Here is a 19,475-nt window from a genome sequence, read left to right on the forward strand (position 1 = left end):
CTGTTCATCAGGCTTACAGATTGGCAGGTTCGACTGCCCCGCCTGGAGATTTCCGGCCTTGCTAGTCTCGCATAAGCAATGCTTTTGACTTTGAGCTGAAATATACAATTCAAAAAAGGATGACCAAAGCGCAAGGTGCTTTGGTCATCCTTTTTGGCATCCAACCGGCATTCAACCGGCATCCAACCGGTTAGTCAATCGGCGGCCCCATGCTGCCCTCGCGCTCTGCCTGTTTCCGGTGCGCAATACGGCTGCTGGCCGATGCGGCAATGGCTCCGACAATATCATCGAGGAAAGTATGACACTGCTCGCCTTCCTTGTCGTTGAGCACCTTCAGGATGCCCGGCTTCAGTTTATCGACGTAGCCGAAATTCGTAAAACCGATGCTTCCATATACATTGACGATGGAGAGGGCCAGAATTTCATCACAACCGTAAAGGCCCTCGTCGTTCTCAATCATATCCTGCAGCGGCGCAAGCAGCTTGCCTTCCTCCGCCAGCATATCGAGCTGAATTCCCGTCAGCACCGCGTTTTGCACCTCACGCTTGGAAAGCACAGCTTCAATGTGTTGCTCGCACTCTTCCATGGTCAGCTCGGGAAAGTAGGATTTCTGCAAAAAAATAACAAGTTCAGCAATTTGACTAATGGTAACGCCTCGTTTGGCCAGCCATTCTTTGGTCGTCGAAGCTACGATTTCACTGTTGAGGCTGTACATTTTAGACTTGGCCACAGGGCTCACCTCTTGTTTCTTGTTTAATGGACAAAACTGGTCTAATTGATGGAGAGGGCTCGTATACATAGTACTACAAAAGAGCAACTTGTACCAAATGAATGGAAGAGCTCGCGCTTGATTACTAAGTCTACGGGGAGGAATTATGAACATGAAACATTATCGCCTTGTTCGCCGGGCGGCGCTCGCCGGAGCGTTGGCGTTGCCCATTCTTACGACCGGCTGCGGTTTATTCTCACAGGAAGAAAGCCCGTCCATCGATCCGCCGCAGAACAGCTCGCAGAATGTCAGTGGGGCTATTACCGACGTCGGACAGGCAGCCAATCATGCCGGTCAGACCCAGATGACCGTTTATTTGAAGGATCAGAATGGAATGCTGGCGCCCGTGGCTGTACAGGCTGCCCTGGGCGAGGGAGAGAAGCCAGGCCAGAAGGCGCTTGAGATGATGGTGGACGGGGGGGCCTATGCATCACAGCTCCCGGAGGGATTCCAGGCCGTGCTTCCCAAAGGCACCGAAATCAAGGATTTTAACATCGTTCCCGACCAAAAGCTGGCAGTTGTTGATTTCTCAAAGGCATTCTCGGATTACAATGTGACGGAGGAGCGGCATATTGTCGAAGCGATAACCTGGACGCTGACCAGCATGCCGGATATTCAGAAGGTGGACATATGGATGGAAGGGGCGAAACTCGGTGAAATGCCTGTTGACGGCATGCCGATTGATCAGCCTATGACAAGATCCGTCGGCATCAATCTCGAAGCAGCCGATGGCGTGAACAATTACAGCCAGACCACGCCGGTAACATTGTATTTCTCGGCTCTGACACCCAATAATGAATTATATTATGTTCCGGTCACAAGGCTGGTCAACCGTTCCGATAACCGGGCCAAATCGGCCATAGAGCAGCTGATCAGCGGTCCTTCCGAAGGACGTGCGCTTACGGCTGTCATGACGCCGGATGTAACGGTCAAGAGCGTTACGAAGCAGAATGATATTGTTACTGTCGAGCTGCAGGATGATGCGTATGTGGCAGGGCAGCAGGAGCCGGCAGAAATGCTTCAGGCTGTGGTCCTGGCATTAACGGCGAATACTGGTGCGGCCAAGGTTCAAATCAAGCTCAACGGCGAAACGGATTTCACCGATACCAATAACCAATCCTACAGCAGCCCTGTATCCGCACCCGAGCATGTCAACGCCTTTAAGTCCTGATCCTGACCTTATACAAGCGACAAGCCTGCCCGGGGCGAACCTGCTCCGGAGCGGGTTTTTTTGCCGTAGTTCAGGCCTTATTCCGGCACCTTATGAGGGGCTTCCCGCACGGGGGTGTGACGGTGCGATGGCTGTCAATCTCAGTCCGTTTGCCCGCCGACGCCGCAAAGGATGCTTTTCCCCGTTGTCTTTGGTAGAATGATTGAGATGATTTATGAGGAGGACTACATAAGTATGAGAACAGATGGACGGCAATGGAACCAGCTTAGGCCGGTCACAATAACAATGAACCCAAATAAATATGCGGAAGGCTCCGTATTGATCGAATTCGGCGACACGAAGGTGCTCTGCACGGCTACGGTTGAGGAGCGGGTGCCTCCTTTTATGAAGGGGCAGGGAAAAGGCTGGATTAACGCGGAATATTCCATGCTGCCCAGAGCCACGCAATCCCGCAATCAGCGTGAATCGGCAAGAGGGAAGCTCACCGGACGCACGATGGAGATCCAGCGGCTGATCGGCCGCGCGCTGCGCTCGGTAGTGGACCTGCAGGCGCTTGGAGAGCGGACGATTACGCTGGACTGCGATGTTATTCAGGCGGATGGAGGGACAAGAACGACTTCCATTACAGGCGCTTTCATCGCTATGGCCCTGGCGGTAAACAAGCTGTCGAAGAACGTGGAATATGCCAAATATCCGATCACGGATTTTCTGGCTTCGGTCAGCGTCGGTGTGATCCAGGAGAAGACGCTGCTGGATCTGAATTATGAGGAAGATTCCAAAGCCAAGGTCGATATGAACGTTGTGATGACCGGTTCCGGCAAATTCGTCGAGGTTCAGGGAACGGGAGAAGACGCCCCCTTCTCGCGCGAGGAGCTGGATGGATTGCTTGGAGTGGCGGAAGAAGGCATTCAGGCGTTGATCGCCAGACAGCGCGATGTGCTCGGGCCGCTGGGCAGCCGAATCGGAGCGTCGCGCGTATGAAGGCAGGCAGTACAGTAGTCGTAGCTACCAAAAATCCCGGCAAGGTGCGTGAGTTTGCCCATGCGTTTGGCAAACTGGGACTGCAGGTCGTCAGCATGTTTGATTATCCCGATCTCCCTGAGATTGTGGAGGATGGAGCTACCTTCGGCGAGAATGCCCGCAAGAAAGCGAAGACCGTTGCCAAGGCGCTCGATTTGATGGTGCTGGCTGATGACTCCGGACTTGTAGTGGACGCGCTCGATGGACGTCCGGGAATCTACTCGGCACGGTACGCAGGAGAAGGAGCCAGCGACGCGCTGAATAATGCCAAGCTGCTCGATGAGCTGTCGCAGCTGGGTGCTGCGGTTTCCATTAAAGCAGAGCAAGGCACTGCTCCCCAAGGCAAAACAAAGCTGCTGAGCAAAGCGAGATTTGTCTGCGCGCTCGCCTTGTATAATCCGTCCAGCGGCAACTTCGTGGAAGCGGAGGGTTATGTCGACGGATTCATAACCGATACGCCATCAGGAGCCGGCGGCTTCGGGTATGATCCTTTGTTCTGGCTTGCGTCCCATGGCAGGACCATGGCTGAGCTTTCAACGGAGGAGAAGCAGGCGATCAGCCATCGGGGACAAGCTCTTGCTTCCTTGTTGATCCAGCTGGAACAGCAAGTTTAGAAAGCGGCAGAAAGAAGCGGCTCTATCCGACCATAGGCGGCAGAAGCAAGCTTCTACCCTCAGTAGTATAAGCAAAGTATGCGAGAATTTTATACTTTCTTATAATTTGAACATAGCCAAGCCCCGCAGCAGAACCGCACTTGCATGGTCTACTGCGGGGCTTCTTTTTTTTTGCAAATTTTTCGTTAACGGATGACGATGTTATATTCCCGGAGCCACATATCGGTCTGGAGCAGATAGGCGAACAGCTGAGGTCCGGACATGAGCTGGCCAAACCAGGGAATATTGGAGCTGGCGTTATCCGATTCGGCAAGCTCGCGGATTTTTTTAACGTTAATTAACGGAAGCAGGGGAGATTGGCCTTCATTCAGCACATCAAGCAATCTTGAGCGTACAGCCTCCAGATAATTGGGATTATGCGTTTTCGGGTAGGGACTTTTTTTGCGGTAGAGCACATCAGGCGGCAGTACGCCTTCCAGAGCGAGGCGCAGAATGCCCTTCTCCCGGTCGCCGGCCGTCTTGATTTCCCAAGGGATATTAAAGACATAATCAACAAGCCTGTGGTCGCAAAAAGGGACCCGGACCTCGAGGCCGACCGCCATGCTCATCCGGTCTTTGCGGTCCAGCAGCGTCGGCATAAACCGCGTGATGTTCAGATAAGACATTTCCCGCATTCTTCTGGCAGCCGCATCTTCGCCGTCCAACCTGGGCACCTGCGCAATCGCATCCGAATAACGGTCGCCGATATATTCAAGCGGTTTGATCCAGGCGGCAACGTCCTGCGAAAGCAGACCAGCCCTCATCTCCGCAGCCAGCGCCCATGGGAAGGTGCCGGCATTCAACGCTTCCTCGCGGTGGAACCAGGGGTACCCGCCGAATATTTCGTCTGCCGCCTCGCCGGATATCGCAACCGTGGCTCCCTTTTTGATTTCCCGGCAAAACAGCAGCAGCGAAGCATCCACATCCGCCATTCCGGGCAAATCTCTTGCCAGCATGGCATCCCGCAGCGCATCGACAAGCTCGGGCGTGTCAAATTGAACAGGATGATGGACAGTATCCAGATGTTTGGTCATCCGCTCGATCCAGGGCGCATCGGAATTGGGTTGAAAAGCGTGAGCCTTGAAATGTTTATCGTTATCCACATAATCAACGGAAAAGGTATGGACCTTATCCTGCCCGTTTTGCTCATAATAACGAACGGCATAGGTCGTAAGGGCACTGGAATCCAGTCCTCCGGACAGCAGCGTGCAAAGAGGGACATCGGATACGAGCTGGCGCTCGACGGTGTCTTTGAGCAGGTCGCCCACGGTGCGGGCCGTCTCCTGGACGTTCTGGGTATGCGGCCGGCTTTCCAGCTTCCAGTAGGTTACAATGGAGACCCCGGAGCGGGTGACGGTGGCGCACTGGCCGGGCAGCAGCTCGCTGATGTCGCGGTAGACCCCCTGGCCCGGTGTTCGCGCAGGTCCCATAATAAAAATTTCTGCCAGACCCTCCGCGCCAACAACGGGTTTAACGGAAGGATGGGCGAGCAGCGCTTTGAGCTCCGAACCGAATACGAACCGCCCATCCTGCTTGGCAATGAACAAGGGCTTTACACCCAGCCGGTCTCTGGCAAGGAACAGATGCTCCTCCCGCGAATCCCAAATGGCAAAGGCGAATATGCCGTTGAATTTCTCAATGCATGCCTGACCCCATTCCATATAGGCAACCAGCAGCACTTCCGTGTCGCAGGTGGTAGTAAATCTTCTGCCGCGCCCCTCCAGCTCCCGCTTCAGTTCGGGGGCGTTATACAGCTCGCCGTTATAAACAATGACATACGTATCATCCTCAGTTGTCCGTATCATCGGCTGGGCGCCGTTGACGGGGTCAATAACAGAAAGCCGGCGGTGACCCAGTGCACAACTGCGGGAGAGCCATGTACCTGAGGCATCCGGCCCGCGATTTTCCAGCGTTTCAGTCATTTGTTCCAGGGTGGCGTACTGCTTGGTCAGGTCGTCGGTCCAATCGATCCAGCCCGTGATTCCACACATGTTCTCTCATTCCTCTCTAAGCAGGGCTTAAACAGCGGTACTATGATGGTTATGCCGTCAGCCAGCATAAAATGTCTGTCCGGATGGGGATGCTAGAGAAGCGAAGCGTACGGATCCATTATCGAATGGAAGGCGCGGAAGTGGAATGAGAACGGGAAGGGGCAATCACGAATATGGAAGAGCATACACAAGATTCAACCAGCCGTAAAACCTATTATGTTTCCGTCCAGGCGGGTTCGATTCTGGAGGATCAGGGAGCAACAGCCTATGAACTGGCAATAACCGCAAGTGAAGAGGAGCTGGGCCTACTGCAGGAGCTGATGGGGGAATTGTCCAGTATGGATGAAGCGCAGGCATTTCATTTTGGAGGAACTTTTTTTGAGACATCCTCGGACAAACAGATCAACGCCGGTGTTGACGGGTTGCTCATGGATATCTATAAGCTGCTGTACGAAAGAGGCACGGAGGAAACCAGGCGGCATATCTCGACGATGGGCTTGTTCTCCGAAGGAAGTCTTTAGCTTGGCAGGATTATATTCAACTTGAGATGTAAAGTCTCTTCCCTATGTTCATGCTACAATGGGAGCATCTGATTATGGAGGAGGCTTCCCCTATGGGTTCAACCTTGCTGCGTAATGTCAAGATGGTGACGATGAATGACAAGGATGAGATTCTGACCGGAGACATTTTGATCAAGGATGATATCATCGCAGAGGTTGGCGGCAGGATTACGGACCTTGAGCCGGATACAACAGTCATTGAAGCGCGCGGAAAGCTGCTGCTTCCCGGATTCGTGCAGACCCATATCCATTTATGCCAAACGCTTTTTCGCGGCCGCGCGGACGATATGGCGTTAATGGACTGGCTGCGGACAAGGATATGGCCTCTTGAGGCTGCCCATGATGCGGAATCTATTTATTATTCGGCCATGCTCGGCATTGGCGAGCTGCTGCTCAGCGGGACCACGACAATTCTGGACATGGAGACCGTCAGCCACACCGAGTCCGCCTTTGAAGCCATGGCGCAGAGCGGCATCCGGGCTGTATCCGGCAAGGTTATGATGGACGCGGGCGGCAATGTACCGAGGGGTCTTCAAGAGCAAACCGAAGCCTCCCTGCAGGAGAGCACAAGGCTGCTGGAGAAGTGGCATGGCCATGATGGCGGCCGTCTCAGCTATGCGTATTGTCCGAGATTTGTCGTCTCGTGCTCGGAGCGTCTTCTTACTGAGGTGCGCGATTTATCTGCCAGTTACGGAGTGCTGGTTCATACGCACGCGGCGGAGAATCAGGAGGAAATCGCACTTGTAATGACTCAGCGCGGTATGCGCAACATTGTCTATCTTGATCATATAGGCCTGACCTCCCCCCGGCTGGTTCTCGCTCACTGCATCTGGCTGGACGAGGAAGAGCGGGCCATCATGAAGCGGACCGGAACGAAGATGACCCATTGTCCGGGTTCCAATTTGAAGCTCGCCTCCGGCATAGCGAATGTGCCCGAAATGCTGGATGAGGGCATTGGTATGGGGATTGGCGCAGATGGAGCACCCTGCAACAATACGCTGGATATGTTCCAGGAGATGCGGCTGACCGCTCTGCTTCACAAACCCAGATGCGGACCGGAGAGCATGGATGCCAGGAGAGTGCTGAGGATGGCTACGATCGGCGGAGCGCAGACACTCGGTATGGATCATCTGATCGGTTCCATCGAGAAGGGCAAGAAGGCCGATCTGGTTCTGCTGAACCTGAATGATTTTCACACCTTTCCCTCTTTTGATGCCGACCCGTACTCCCGTGTTGTGTATGCCGCCTCCCGTAGTAACGTCGATTCTGTATGGGTAGACGGCAAAAACGTCGTTCAGCGGGGGCGAGTACGGACGATGGACAAGAAGCTTGTGCTCCGGGAAGCGGATAAATCCATCGCCAGACTGCTCGCAAGGATTTGACCTGACGATACTTTTGGCGAGTCTGCGGCAGAGAGCAGGCCCGCCATTTCTGTATTTTAGCGACTCGTCCTCTTGCAGTATGCGGGAATGGCAGTCATAATGGAACAAGGCAAGAAAGCGCCATCAAAACATAAAGGCGGTTGATATCATGAAGTACAGACAACTGGGCAGCACCGAATTGCACATAAGTGAAATCAGCTTCGGAACATGGGCTATCGGCGGATCCTGGGGCGGAACGGACGATGGTTCGGCGCTCAAAGCGCTGTCACGTGCAATGGAAGAGGGTGTCAACTTCTTCGATACCGCAGATGTTTATGGTGAAGGACATAGTGAGGAACTGCTCGCCAAAGCGACAAAAGGGCGTGAGGACGAGATATACATCGCGACCAAGTTTGGCCGTGCCGGTGATCTTCTGGATCCGGCTTCCTATTCCTACGAGTCGGTGCGGGCCTATTGCGAGGCAAGCTTGAAGCGGTTGGGCCGTGAAAGAATCGATCTGTACCAGGTGCATTGTCCGCCTACGGATATTCTGCGAAGCGGCGAGGTATTCGGCGCGCTTGACCGTCTGCGCGAGGAAGGCAAAATACGCGAGTACGGAGTAAGCGTGGAAACCGTCGAAGAGGGCTTTATTTGCTTACAGCATCCCAACGTGAAGGCGCTGCAGGTGATATACAACCTGTTTCGGCAGAAGCCGGAGCTTGAGCTGATTCCCAAGGCTTTCGGGCAGGGAGTGGGCATTCTGGTGCGTCTGCCGCTTGCCAGCGGGCTGCTGGCGGGCAAGTTCACGGAGAAATCAACATTTGCTCCTGACGATCACCGGAACTTCAACCGTAATGGCGAAAGCTTTAATGTAGGTGAGACCTTCGCCGGAATTGCCTTCGAGATGGGCGTATCACTGAGCAAGGAGCTGTCATGGATTGCCGAGGGCAGAACGAATATGGCCAGCGCCGCGCTGCGCTACCTTCTGGATAATCCCCATATTACCTGTATCATACCGGGATTCCGAAACGTCTCGCAGGTGGAAGATAATTTGCGGGCGGCCAACGTTCCGGGTTATACGCGAAGCGAGCTCGACAAAATCCATCAATTCTACGAGCAAGAGGTTCACAACTATATCAGAGGACCTTATTGAATAGGAGAATAGTTAGGCATGGGCAGGCCCGGACGAGCGAATTCCTTCGCTTGTCCGGGCCTCTTTATGTTGTTTCATGCTGCAAATCATTTCCTTCGGGAATGCTACCCGTTCACAATTTCCCCGCCATTGATGTGAAGGACTTGACCGCTCATGTAAGAAGAATCCTCGCTTGCGAGGTACACATAAGCGGGAGCCAGTTCCTCCGGCTGTCCGGCTCGCTTGAGCGGGACATCGGCGCCGAATTTGGCCACCTTCTGCTCATCAAAGGTTGAAGGAATAAGAGGTGTCCAGATAGGGCCGGGCGCTATGGCGTTGACGCGAATGCCCTGATCGGCAAGATTGAGCGACAAGGAGCGGGTAAAGGAAACGATGGCTCCTTTGGTCGCCGAATAATCGAGCAATGTCGGGCTTCCCCGGTAGGCGGTTACGGATGTCGTGTTAACGATTGCTGCACCGCTTGCCAAATGAGGCATAGCCGCCTGTGTTAAATAAAACATTCCGAAAATATTGGTTTTGAAGGTCCGTTCAAGCTGTTGGGGAATAATGAGTTCAATCTTATCCTGGGGATGCTGCTCCGCCGCGTTATTCACGACGATATCGAGTTTTCCCAAGCTTTTAACGGTTTCCTCCACGGCCTCGCGGCAGAAGTTCGGATCGCCGATATCTCCCTCCACCAGGATGCAGCGGCGGCCGGCCGCTTCCACGAACTGCTTGGTTACCTCCGCATCGCTTTGTTCATTCAAATATAGAACGGCTATATCGGCGCCTTCCTTGGCATAGGCAACCGCAACGGCACGGCCGATCCCGCTGTCTGCTCCGGATATAATGGCTACCTTGCCTTGCAGCTTGCCCGCTGCCTTCAATCCGGAAGATTCAAATTGCGGACTTGGCGTCATTTTGGATTCCAGTCCTGGTTGCCGGCTTTGATGCTGCGGCGGTAATGTGGTTGGCCTTGCTGGCGTTTCGCCTGGAGATGTCATAGGCTGCTTCGTCATTTGAGAAACAACTCCTTTCGATAAGCTATCATGCCACGAATACGATGTTCTTACGCGTTCCATTGAACTATTACCCCGGGCATGCAGAAATGAAAAAAATATAGCTCCCTTGGATAAGAGAAGAAAAACTGAAAAGTAAGTCTTAAGAACTGGTTTTAATGTCGAAACCGCGATAAATGTAATAAATTTGTAACTTATTTTATAATTTTATTGTTAAAAGTCCCAAAAATCCTTGAAGATAATGGAACAAAATAGTAATATACGACTAAGCTTCCCGGTCTATTATTTCCACGGCGAAGACAAATTGAATACTAGGCAAAGCTATTGAAAAGTAGTGACGCAAAACTACAGGGGCATCATCCAACAGTGGAAATGCCAGCCAGTTGCATCCATTTAACAGCTGTTTAGGCTTGCCATGCCCATTATGCTGTTTTTTGCTGTGCGGATCATTTATGGGTTTTTCGCACCACAAAATAATTTGGTTACAGAAAAGAGGCTATTACATGAAGATGTCACCAGTTCAAGATGTACGTCAATGGTTTCCGAGCGATGATGGGAATGAGCAGGACCGGATGCAATTGATGAAGCTTATGGAGCAGCTGATGACGGGCTTCGATCTTTTGAAGGACCCAGAGAGGGTAAACCTGAAGGGCAGCAAGGACCGGTCAGGCGATTTTTATGGACAGCTGAATGAGAGCAGTGTCATCCCCCCGCAGGGGAAAGCGATGGAAGATGTAACCCGGGGCCTGATCGAACTGATGCATGCGCATCCCTACCATACCAAATATTTTATGACCAATATTCTGCCCATGGCATCGATTCCGGGCATTATGGGAATGCTCGCCGCGATGCTTGTCAATGGCAATAATTTGTGGGATGTATATGGCCCGGCTGGCGCTGAGGCTGAAGTGCGGGTCGTCAGCATGATGTCCAAGCTGGTCGGTTATGACCATACGAGAAGCGGCGGCTACACAACCTGGGGCGGACAAGGGGCAATCTTCACCGGTCTGCGGCTGGCAATAGCCAAATTCGCTCCGGATGCTTCGCGCACGGGAGTGCCGAATAACCTGTATGCCTTCTGTTCTGATTCGGCTCATTACAGTCTGTACAAATCCATGGAAGCAACAGGACTTGGAAGCGACCGTCTGGTCAAAATCCGGACAAGAAGCGACAGCTCCATGGACACAGCGGATTTAAAATGGAAACTGGAGCAGGTTATTCGTTCAGGCGGAGTTCCGATCTATATCGTCGCCACTACGGGGACGACCGATGCTATGGGAATTGACGATATTTCCGAAATTATGAATATTGCCGTACAAGCTGCCGCGGCTAATGGATTAAATAGGCCGCATATTCATGCGGACTCGGCGCTGGGAGGATTTTTCGCTTTTTTCAATGATTATGATTTTGCCCTTAATCCGCTTGCATTGGATATGGAAACGCTGGGAGCTCTCCATGCGATAGCAGGTAAAATGAAGCATATCCATCTTGCCGATACCATGTGCTTTGATTTTCAAAAGCTGGGACAAACGCCGTATCTGACGAGCCTGCTCCTGGTTAAAGAAGCGGAATCTCTGCGGCTGCTTGATTTGAATCCCGATGAAACGCCTTATGTGGGATACCGCGGATACGGCCAGTATCATACCGGTTACACGCTGGAATGCTCCAGAATGGCCAGCTCGATCAGTATCTACAGCGCTCTGCTGGCTTTTGGCATTGAAGGGTATCAACAGCTGCTGGCGCAGTTTGTATCGGTCAATTTGGCTTTCCGCAGGCAGCTCATGAAGGAAGTTCCCGAGATGGTGATCGCAAATCCCGACAATCCCGGTATTACGACACTGCTGAGGATTTATGAGAACCGGATTTCCCGATTTCAAGAGGAATTGGCCGGGGAGTGCCCGCTTGATGAGCTCCTCCGAAACAACCGGCTTAATGAACGATTATTCGAACTGCTCGGGGAGCGGCGCGATGAAATGTTTTTTGGAGACACCAAGAAGCATCTGATGGTTTTATCCCGGGAAGGTGTGGAAGTCCCCTTATACGCCAGCAAGCTGTTTGTGATCTCGCCTTATACACAGCTTGAGCATGTCCCGGCAATTGTCGGCTACTTAAAGGAGAGAGTAGACGAAATTTATGAGCAGTACCATTCTCCGTATCAATCAGGGAGGTCCGTCGAAGTTGTTTAATTCCTTATTGCGTCCCGTGCGGGAACGACTGTCGCTCAAAGTCATCATCAGCATCCTGCTACTGCAATTATTTACATGCGCCGCATTTGCAGGCACAACTTATTACGTCAATACGAATCTGGTCGATAAGCTGCTGCAGCAGTTCGATCTGAGGCTGAATACGGATATCGGGGTTGTCTCGGATCTGGTAGCCGCCGGCATTCCCGGTTACGAGGCCGAAGTAAAGGATGCAAGCGATCCGCTTTATGCCGCCCTGAAAGAAAATCTGGAACAGGTTAAAGTTAAGAATGGTCTGGAGAATGTGTATGTGCTCTCCAAAAGCGGCGGAAAGGATCATATCGTCGTGTTAGCCGATGTGCCGGACGATTACGGGACCGACTATCCTTTTACGGCTGATATGAACAAGGCTCTGACCGACAACAAGACAATTGTCAGCGAAATCTACAAGGATGAATTCGGTATTCATAAATCCATCTTCGTTCCCTACACGGATGGAAACACGAGCACCCTGCTCGGTATCGACCTGGATGCTTCCGTTATACCCAAAATGTCATCGACCATATTTTGGTCCACCGTCATCATAACCATCATCGTTTTATTGATTGGCTCCATCGTATCGCTGGCGATCAGCCGGATCTTCACCAAGCCGATACGCAGGCTGATGTCGGCCACGGAGAAGGTGGCGGCCGGAGACTTGAGCGGGCAGATTATACTGAAGCGTGAGGATGAGATGGGCAAGCTGTCCCAGTCGTTCGGACAGATGAGCCAGAACCTGCAGGAGTTGATCCGCCAGATTCTATCATCATCGTACGAGATCTCGGGAACGACACGCAATTTGCATCAGGCATCGGGAGAGACAAGCCAGAGCGCGCTGCAGGTAGCGGTATCCATGAACAAAATGAGCGAGGGCATCAATGGGATCGTCGAAGGGCTCACGAACAGTTCGGAAGCTGTATCTGAAATTGACGGGGAGCTCTCGGAGGTTACTCAGGATGTGGAGGAGATGCAGTCAATTGCGGTTCTGGTCAGAGAGCAATCCGAAGGCGGGCGGGAATTGGTAGAGAAGACGCTGCATCAAATGGAGGTCATACAGGAGGCAATGCGGCACTCCCTCGAGGCCGCTGAGCTTCTGGGCCATAATTCGCGGGCTATCGGAGATATTGTAACCATTATTTCCAATATTGCCAGCCAAACGAATTTGCTGGCGCTTAACGCATCGATTGAAGCAGCCCGTGTCGGTGAGCAGGGCAAAGGCTTTGCTGTAGTTGCAGGGGAAGTACGGAAGCTCTCCGAGCAGTCTTCACAGTCTGCTTTGTCTATATCCGAGCTGGTTTCGGTCACACAGGAAAACAGCCGGCTGGTTATCAACCGTATTGTTGAAGGCAATGAAGCCGTCACGCAGGGACATGCCTGGATTAGCGAGACGCATGCCAATTTCGAAGGTATTTTCAAGGGAGTGGGCGAGTTTTCCACGTGCACCGAGCAGCTGCAGGAGGCTGTTGTCAATGTGGAGCGGTCGTTCGGGCAGATCACCTCGGCCATGCAGCAAATTTCCGGCATTACACAGGAGCAGGCAGCAAGCTCCGAAGAGGTCGCAGCGGCTGCCGAGCAGCAAAGCGCTACGATGCAGGAATTGACCGAATCCATCGGCAGGTGCTCGGATCTGGCGGCAGAGCTTCTGAAATCGGCAAGCCGTTTCAAAGTAAAAGTGCAGTAAGCTTTTTATGAATGTGCTGCATATTGGGTATCGCCCCAAGCAGGGAACCTTTTCCTATTTTTTAGGAGCAGGTTCCCGTTCTTGTATAACGCCCGGGCCCAGGTGCGATACAAACAAGAAACGTCTGGAAAATAGTTTTGTTCGCTTGTACATATCAACCGCTTGGGTATAATGAGGTAATAAGGCGGATACGGGAAAGGAGAGCGAATGGAACTACTGGAATACGTTACAGCCGCTTGGCTCTCCAAGCATCTGGGGACATCCCAACAAAATATATCGCTTGCCGGCAAACGGGCGCTCAATCCGGAGTATAGGGGTGATTTTCTTAAACCGGATGCACTGTTAGATGGTGGCAGGCCAATATGGCTAAAGGATAGAGCGATTGAGTTTATCGCACAGCGGGGTTCAGTAAACTGAGGGACGGTTGATCAAATGAGTGTTTTTTTGTTGTTCATGTTATTTTCCATTATTGAAAGCATCGCATTGTTTTCTATTTCATTCACCCTTTACAGACTTAAATTCACTCAATATCTTTGGCCTTCGCTTATCATGATGATCGTCATTAACCTTGTGAGTTTTTACTTGCGAAAAGAAGTAGCGCTCGCGGATTACGCTCCGGTTGCCATTTTGGTGCTGCTGGTTCTTTTTATGATGGCTGTAGTTAAAATTCCTGCATTCTGGGCTTTAATTGTATCTTTGACAGGCTTATGTTTTTTTGCATTGCTGCAGACAGGGTTGATAATGCAGTTATCCTTTGGGTACCTATCCGTTCAGGAAATTAATTCTCATGCCTGGAAAGGGTATCTGCTGCAGACATTGACGGGTCTTATCGGGTATCTGATTAGCGGTTTTTTATATAAAAGAGGAATAGGGTTCTCATTTGAATTCGAAAAACCAATTTATAAGTTGGTAACTTTGCTGGTAATGATTATAATGATATTAATCGCACTGGCATTCGGAGCTGTGCTGTTTATTGGGAATCTATACATAGCCACAATAATCTATTTTATCGGACTGGCTTTTCTGCTCTATTTTGCACTGAAGAAGGAGACAGAAGATGCAAACATTGGCCTTTAGATTGGCTGCCGGTTTAAAGCGGAGAGCCCCTGACCATCCAAGCTCTGTCGAAGAATTGCAATTTTCCATAGAGGCGCTTTTCAATACTTTCGGAACCTTAATTGCTGCATTGATCTTGAGCTTAATGACAGGAAAAACGCAGGAAACGATATACGCCATGCTGGCCTTCGCTGTTTTAAGAGCGGTTTCCGGAGGCATTCATCTTAAACATAGCTGGACATGCCTGGTATCGACTTCCATAGCGGCCAATATTGTCGGTTTCTCCTCAATTTCCAACTTGACCGTGTACTGTCTGACTATCGTATGCATACTTCTCGCCATCCTCTACGCGCCATCAAGAATCGAGCAGCAAACCAGGATTCCTTCAAAGTATTTTCCATTATTAAGGTGGATTTCCGTTCTTATTGTTTGTTCAAATTTTTATTTCCAATCCTCAATTGTTGCCATTTCGTTCCTCATTCAATGCATTCTCTTGATCAAATGGAGAGGAGGTGACACTAAATATGAAAATGAAATCGCTTAAAAGCAAAGTGTTCTATTTTGTTTGTACTGCTTTGGCCTCCGCTGCGGTACTGATTGTTTCTACTGCCAGCATCATTTGGGTACATCAGCCAAAAACGCCGGCAAGTCTTCTTAAAAAGCAGAAATAGCCTGGGAGATGTTTGAAATGGATTTATTATCAGTTATAAGAAATAACGATGGCAGCGGCGGTCTGTGCAGCGTAGAGATTAAAGCTGTGGTGTTCCTTGAGTACATCGGGGGCAGTACGCCGCAAATCAAAATTCACACAACAAATGAAGAATTTTATATATGGGGCACTTTAAAAACATGGACAAAGGCCTTGCAGGACAGCGGGTACGATTTCTTTCCGGTGGACCGGAACTTTTCCATTCACATCAGGAATATCAAGAGGCTGGATGATCAGTACAAACGGGCATATTTCGAATATGAATTAGGCAAGGACTCCAAGAGCTGTACGTTGGCTTGGGAGAAATACAAAGCTGTCGAGAAGAAACTCAAACAGATCAATCAACCTTTCGTAGAAACGAAAGCCAGTGATGATTCCCGAATGATTTCCATAAAGATCAAAGAGGCTGTTTCCCGGTCATGAGAAACAGCCTCTTTGATCTTTAATTTGTTTTAGACAGGATGCTTCGAGATCCGAGATGCTTTAACACATTGCAGCTCAGGTTTTGGACCGAAGAGTTAATCATCGTTTTAAAAGACGTAATCTAAATAGCTAAATAGTGAAACAAAAAAACTCGAATCCCTTGATACGGCTGGGATTCGAGTTTTTTTTCAATTTATTAAAATGATTGTATGTAAACGCGAGTGGCGTCCCAGGAGGGATTCGAACCCCCGACCCACGCCTTAGAAGGGCGTTGCTCTATCCAGCTGAGCTACTGGGACACGTAAGTGATATTATAGCATGCATTTTTTGAAAAGCGCAAGAGGAATTTTAAATATGTTTTTATTGTGACTGACCGTTCAATCAGGCTTCATTTGAACACCGTTTAATTGACTTTTGAACTTTGTTCAAATAGTATGGAATTATATTTGAACGATTGGTCAATGAAGTCATATAAAGAGATGAGGAGTGGAAGGATGAAAGGAATTATCCGATTTTCAATAAACAACAAATTCGCCATCTGGATCATGACGATTATTGTTACGGTTGGCGGATTGTATGCGGGTCTGAACATGAAGCAGGAGACCATTCCGAACATTAGTGTTCCCATACTGGTGGTTAATACCGTGTTCCCGGGCGCAGCTCCGGAAGAGGTGGCGGACAAGCTGACCATCCCGCTCGAGCAGCGGCTCAAGAACATGAATGGCGTCACTGCATTCACCTCAACTTCATCAGAGAACGTTTCTTCCATCGTTGTGGAGTATGATTACGGCAAGGATATGAAGGAAGCGGAGAGTGAGCTGAAAGCTGTCACCGATGGTTTTGAACTGCCAAGCGGCGCACAGGATACGCAGATATCCAAAATCAGCCTGAATGATTTTCCGATTATGTCTCTGAGTATCTCCAGCGGCAGCGGAATGACGCTTGAAGAGGTCACGAAGCTGGTCGAGGAAGATTTGAAGCCATCGCTTGAAGGCATTGACGGAATGGGCGCGGTAGCGATCTCCGGCCAGCAAGTGAAGGAAGTTCAGTTAACCTTTAATAAAGATAAGATGGCCGAGCTTGGCCTCAGTGAAGATACGGTTAAAGGAATAGTACAAGCCTCGGCCGTGAAAGCGCCTCTTGGCCTGTTTGAAATGGACGAGACCGAGAAAGCCATCGTCGTTGATGGCAATGTTACTACCCTTGATCAGTTGAAAAATATTGAGATCCCCGCAATTCCATCCGGTGCAGGCGGAACACCGCAGCAGGGCGCTGCTGGAGGCGCAGGACAGGCAGCAGGTGCTCCCGGAGGAGGAGCAGCAGCCGGCAATGCCGGAACAGGGCAAGGCGCTGTGAATCAGGCTCCCCAAGGTGCACTAGCGCCAACAGAAATCCCGACTGTTAAATTGTCGGAAATTGCCAATATCGAATTGGTCTCCATGCCGGAGTCCATCTCCCGGACGAACGGGGAACCTTCTATCGGCATCAATATTACAAAATCCTCAGATGCCAATACCGTTGACGTTGTCAATGCGGTGAAGGACGAGACGGCTCAATTCCAGAAAGAGCATGCGGAAATTAAATCCCTTGTGATGCTGGATCAAGGCAAGCCGATTGAGGAATCAGTCAGCACGATGATCGACAAGGCGCTGTTCGGCGCACTGTTTGCAGTTATTGTCATTCTTTTGTTCCTGCGCAATTTCAGAACGACGATTATATCCATTATCTCCATACCGCTGTCACTGGTTATCGCTCTCTTGCTTCTCCAGCAGATGGATATCACCCTTAACATTATGACGCTTGGCGCGATGACGGTCGCGATCGGGAGGGTCGTCGATGACTCGATTGTCGTCATTGAGAACAATTACAGGCGGATGTCTCTGCGTTCCGAGAAGCTTAGAGGCAAAGCGCTGATCACCGAGGCGACCAGAGAGATGTTTATGCCGATTCTCTCGTCGACTTTGGTCACGATTGCCGTATTCCTTCCGCTTGGAACCGTTACAGGACCCATTGGTCAAATCTTTATGCCGTTTGCGCTGACAATGGTGTTTGCGCTGCTTGCTTCACTGCTCGTAGCCATCACAGTCGTGCCGATGATGACCCATTTGATGTTCCGCAAAGGTCTGAAGGAAAGTCAGAAGCATGAGGAACGTCCCGGCGTTATCGCCGTCCGGTATCGTAAAATTCTGGGATGGGCGCTTAATCATAAGCTGATTACCTTCATTGGCGCTATTGTCATACTGGCCGCAAGCTTCTTCCTGGTTCCGAAGATCGGAGTTAGCTTCCTTCCGGAAGAGCCGGAGAAATATGCCATGGTGACATTTTCGCCAGGACCGGGAACAACCCTGGCCGACGTCGAGCAGACCTCGCTTGATGCGGAGAAGCTGATCATGGAACGCGCAGGTGTAACTAATCTGCAGTATTCGGTCGGCGGACAGAGCCCGTTCGGCGCATCATCAGGCAAAAGCGCATTGTTCTATGTCCAGTATGAGAGTGATGTGAAGGACTTTAACGCTGAAAAAGATAAGCTGGTCGAAGCCCTCAAAACGGTAGAACCGTCAGGCAATTGGGGACAGATGAATCTCGGAGGCGGCGGTCTTGGCGGCAGTCAGTTGAGCTTGTCCGTATACGGTGACAGTTTTGATGCTATTAAACCGGTCGTTACGCAAATCGAGGATCTGATGAAGAAGGACAGCTCCTTTGAGAAAGTTGACAACTCTCTCTCCCAGCAATATCAGCAGTATACGCTTGTCGCCGATCAGCAAAAGCTGAGCAAGCTTGGCCTGACAGCCGGCCAGATCGTCATGAAGCTCAGTCCGGTGCGCGAACGTCCGGTGTTGACGCAGGTGACCGTAGACGACAAGGATTACAATGTGTATGTGCAGGTGGATACGAAGCAGTACGGTTCCATTTCCGACATTGAGAACGAGACGATCACTTCGCCGCTTGGCGTGACCGTACCGCTCAAAGATGTCATCAAAGTGGAAGAGGGTACATCGGCCGACACGGTATCCCGCAAAGACGGCAAGCTTTATGTGGGCGTATCGGCGAACATTGTGTCCAAAGATGTGAACAAAGCCAGCACAGACCTGAAGGCTGAAATCGACAAAATAGATCTACCTGCGAATGTGACAGTCGACTTTGGCGGCGTCGCCGAGCAGATCAACGAAACCTTTACCCAGCTTGGTCTGGCCATGGCTGCGGCCATTGCGATCGTTTACCTGCTGCTGGTTATCACCTTTGGCGGAGCACTGACGCCGTTTGCTATATTGTTCTCCCTGCCGTTTACCATTATCGGAGCGTTAGTCGGTCTGTATTTGGCCGGGGAAACAATCAGTGCGGCGGCGATGATGGGAGCGCTCATGCTGATCGGGATCGTGGTTACCAACGCGATTGTGCTGCTTGACCGCGTACTGCATATGGAGAAGGCGGGTCTCAGCACCCGGGAAGCGCTTATTGAGGCGGCTGGAACCCGGCTGCGTCCGATTTTGATGACAGCTCTTGCCACCATTGGAGCGCTTCTGCCGCTCGTGCTTGGGTTTGAAGGCGGCAGCGGCGGACTAATTTCCAAGGGGCTGGGTGTGACCGTAATTGGCGGACTGGCCAGCTCGACGGTACTGACACTGCTCATCGTGCCAATCGTTTATGAATTCCTGGCTAAATTCCGCAGAAAGCCCGCAATTGAAGAGTAAGGAAGGCGGTGTCTGA

General features: G+C 51.1%; 16 protein-coding genes, 1 tRNA gene and 1 riboswitch. Of the genes, 13 read left to right on the plus strand and 4 right to left on the minus strand.

All coding sequences use genetic code 11. The features are described from left to right. Positions 1-190: 190 nt before the first annotated feature. Entirely contained in the window at positions 191-715 is a 525-nt protein-coding gene (locus AC0YNV_RS01140; RefSeq protein ID WP_475767249.1) for a phosphatidylglycerophosphatase A family protein, read from the minus strand. A gap of 166 nt (positions 716-881) precedes the next feature. Between AC0YNV_RS01140 and AC0YNV_RS01145 the strand changes: the two genes are divergently transcribed. From AC0YNV_RS01145 to AC0YNV_RS01155, 3 genes are all read left to right on the plus strand, one after another. Beyond that, on the plus strand, positions 882-1,940 hold the full coding sequence (locus AC0YNV_RS01145; protein WP_475765156.1) for a GerMN domain-containing protein: 1,059 nt from the start codon (positions 882-884) through the stop codon (positions 1,938-1,940). Positions 1,941-2,174: 234 nt separating this feature from the next. After that, positions 2,175-2,921 (plus strand): ribonuclease PH, encoded by a 747-nt coding sequence (rph, locus tag AC0YNV_RS01150; RefSeq protein ID WP_475765158.1) that lies wholly within the window; start codon positions 2,175-2,177, stop codon positions 2,919-2,921. Next, the gene (locus AC0YNV_RS01155; protein WP_475765160.1) at positions 2,918-3,574 is read left to right on the plus strand and encodes a non-canonical purine NTP pyrophosphatase; all 657 of its coding nucleotides are present in this window, start codon (positions 2,918-2,920) and stop codon (positions 3,572-3,574) included. Before rph ends, AC0YNV_RS01155 begins: the two co-directional genes overlap by 4 nt. Positions 3,575-3,759: 185 nt before the next feature. Here the strand turns inward: AC0YNV_RS01155 and asnB are convergent, their stop codons facing one another. Beyond that, positions 3,760-5,604 (minus strand): asparagine synthase (glutamine-hydrolyzing), encoded by a 1,845-nt coding sequence (gene asnB / locus AC0YNV_RS01160; protein ID WP_475765162.1) that lies wholly within the window; start codon positions 5,602-5,604, stop codon positions 3,760-3,762. Positions 5,605-5,777: 173 nt separating this feature from the next. Between asnB and AC0YNV_RS01165 the strand changes: the two genes are divergently transcribed. The 3 genes from AC0YNV_RS01165 (at position 5,778) to AC0YNV_RS01175 (ending at position 8,678) form a co-directional block, all read left to right on the plus strand. Then, positions 5,778-6,125, plus strand: a complete 348-nt coding sequence (locus AC0YNV_RS01165; protein WP_475765164.1) for a hypothetical protein — start codon at positions 5,778-5,780, stop codon at positions 6,123-6,125. Between the two features lie 92 nt (positions 6,126-6,217). Next, a complete protein-coding gene (locus AC0YNV_RS01170; protein WP_475765166.1) occupies positions 6,218-7,546 on the plus strand; it encodes a 5'-deoxyadenosine deaminase in 1,329 nt (442 codons plus the stop codon). A gap of 148 nt (positions 7,547-7,694) precedes the next feature. Next, positions 7,695-8,678 carry an aldo/keto reductase gene (locus tag AC0YNV_RS01175; protein WP_475765167.1) on the plus strand — a complete coding sequence of 328 codons (984 nt, stop codon included), beginning with the start codon at positions 7,695-7,697 and terminating at the stop codon, positions 8,676-8,678. A 104-nt stretch (positions 8,679-8,782) separates the two neighbouring features. Here AC0YNV_RS01175 and AC0YNV_RS01180 read toward each other — a convergent pair whose 3' ends face one another. After that, positions 8,783-9,676 carry an SDR family oxidoreductase gene (locus tag AC0YNV_RS01180; RefSeq protein WP_475765169.1) on the minus strand — a complete coding sequence of 298 codons (894 nt, stop codon included), beginning with the start codon at positions 9,674-9,676 and terminating at the stop codon, positions 8,783-8,785. A gap of 304 nt (positions 9,677-9,980) precedes the next feature. Next, a riboswitch (cyclic di-GMP riboswitch) is annotated at positions 9,981-10,067 on the plus strand. A gap of 112 nt (positions 10,068-10,179) precedes the next feature. Between AC0YNV_RS01180 and AC0YNV_RS01185 the strand changes: the two genes are divergently transcribed. From AC0YNV_RS01185 to AC0YNV_RS01210, 6 genes are all read left to right on the plus strand, one after another. Then, a complete protein-coding gene (locus tag AC0YNV_RS01185; protein WP_475765171.1) occupies positions 10,180-11,862 on the plus strand; it encodes a pyridoxal phosphate-dependent decarboxylase family protein in 1,683 nt (560 codons plus the stop codon). Next, positions 11,855-13,579, plus strand: coding sequence for a methyl-accepting chemotaxis protein (locus tag AC0YNV_RS01190; RefSeq protein WP_475765173.1), 1,725 nt, complete (start codon positions 11,855-11,857; stop codon positions 13,577-13,579). Before AC0YNV_RS01185 ends, AC0YNV_RS01190 begins: the two co-directional genes overlap by 8 nt. 432 nt (positions 13,580-14,011) lie before the next feature. Next, a complete protein-coding gene (locus tag AC0YNV_RS01195; RefSeq protein ID WP_210045617.1) occupies positions 14,012-14,656 on the plus strand; it encodes a hypothetical protein in 645 nt (214 codons plus the stop codon). Further along, positions 14,637-15,179, plus strand: coding sequence for an accessory gene regulator ArgB-like protein (locus AC0YNV_RS01200; RefSeq protein WP_210045618.1), 543 nt, complete (start codon positions 14,637-14,639; stop codon positions 15,177-15,179). The genes AC0YNV_RS01195 and AC0YNV_RS01200 overlap by 20 nt, the downstream gene beginning before the upstream one ends. Next, on the plus strand, positions 15,160-15,306 hold the full coding sequence (locus AC0YNV_RS01205) for an AgrD family cyclic lactone autoinducer peptide (protein WP_210045619.1): 147 nt from the start codon (positions 15,160-15,162) through the stop codon (positions 15,304-15,306). Before AC0YNV_RS01200 ends, AC0YNV_RS01205 begins: the two co-directional genes overlap by 20 nt. Positions 15,307-15,314: 8 nt before the next feature. After that, positions 15,315-15,767: a LytTR family transcriptional regulator DNA-binding domain-containing protein gene (locus AC0YNV_RS01210; RefSeq protein WP_475765176.1), complete on the plus strand. Its 453-nt coding sequence runs from the start codon at positions 15,315-15,317 to the stop codon at positions 15,765-15,767. A 222-nt stretch (positions 15,768-15,989) separates the two neighbouring features. Here the strand turns inward: AC0YNV_RS01210 and AC0YNV_RS01215 are convergent. Next, positions 15,990-16,066: transfer RNA gene (locus AC0YNV_RS01215), tRNA-Arg, on the minus strand. Between the two features lie 195 nt (positions 16,067-16,261). On the opposite strand from AC0YNV_RS01215, the gene AC0YNV_RS01220 reads away from it, so the two are divergent. Then, positions 16,262-19,459, plus strand: coding sequence for an efflux RND transporter permease subunit (locus AC0YNV_RS01220; RefSeq protein ID WP_475765178.1), 3,198 nt, complete (start codon positions 16,262-16,264; stop codon positions 19,457-19,459). Positions 19,460-19,475: the final 16 nt, after the last annotated feature.

Source organism: Paenibacillus sp. JT31N11 (assembly GCF_056269285.1).

What these genes read in the sequence shown, in the direction of transcription:
- rph (WP_475765158.1), top strand. Translation starts at nt 2,175, where the DNA reads ATGAGAACAGATGGACGGCAATGGAACCAGCTTAGGCCGGTCACAATA.
- AC0YNV_RS01200 (WP_210045618.1), top strand. Translation starts at nt 14,637, where the DNA reads ATGCAAACATTGGCCTTTAGATTGGCTGCCGGTTTAAAGCGGAGAGCC.
- AC0YNV_RS01165 (WP_475765164.1), top strand. Translation starts at nt 5,778, where the DNA reads ATGGAAGAGCATACACAAGATTCAACCAGCCGTAAAACCTATTATGTT.
- AC0YNV_RS01210 (WP_475765176.1), top strand. Translation starts at nt 15,315, where the DNA reads ATGTTTGAAATGGATTTATTATCAGTTATAAGAAATAACGATGGCAGC.
- AC0YNV_RS01185 (WP_475765171.1), top strand. Translation starts at nt 10,180, where the DNA reads ATGAAGATGTCACCAGTTCAAGATGTACGTCAATGGTTTCCGAGCGAT.
- AC0YNV_RS01195 (WP_210045617.1), top strand. Translation starts at nt 14,012, where the DNA reads ATGAGTGTTTTTTTGTTGTTCATGTTATTTTCCATTATTGAAAGCATC.
- AC0YNV_RS01205 (WP_210045619.1), top strand. Translation starts at nt 15,160, where the DNA reads ATGAAAATGAAATCGCTTAAAAGCAAAGTGTTCTATTTTGTTTGTACT.
- AC0YNV_RS01175 (WP_475765167.1), top strand. Translation starts at nt 7,695, where the DNA reads ATGAAGTACAGACAACTGGGCAGCACCGAATTGCACATAAGTGAAATC.
- asnB (WP_475765162.1), bottom strand. Translation starts at nt 5,604, where the DNA reads ATGTGTGGAATCACGGGCTGGATCGATTGGACCGACGACCTGACCAAG.
- AC0YNV_RS01220 (WP_475765178.1), top strand. Translation starts at nt 16,262, where the DNA reads ATGAAAGGAATTATCCGATTTTCAATAAACAACAAATTCGCCATCTGG.
- AC0YNV_RS01140 (WP_475767249.1), bottom strand. Translation starts at nt 715, where the DNA reads ATGTACAGCCTCAACAGTGAAATCGTAGCTTCGACGACCAAAGAATGG.
- AC0YNV_RS01155 (WP_475765160.1), top strand. Translation starts at nt 2,918, where the DNA reads ATGAAGGCAGGCAGTACAGTAGTCGTAGCTACCAAAAATCCCGGCAAG.
- AC0YNV_RS01170 (WP_475765166.1), top strand. Translation starts at nt 6,218, where the DNA reads ATGGGTTCAACCTTGCTGCGTAATGTCAAGATGGTGACGATGAATGAC.
- AC0YNV_RS01145 (WP_475765156.1), top strand. Translation starts at nt 882, where the DNA reads ATGAAACATTATCGCCTTGTTCGCCGGGCGGCGCTCGCCGGAGCGTTG.
- AC0YNV_RS01180 (WP_475765169.1), bottom strand. Translation starts at nt 9,676, where the DNA reads ATGACGAAGCAGCCTATGACATCTCCAGGCGAAACGCCAGCAAGGCCA.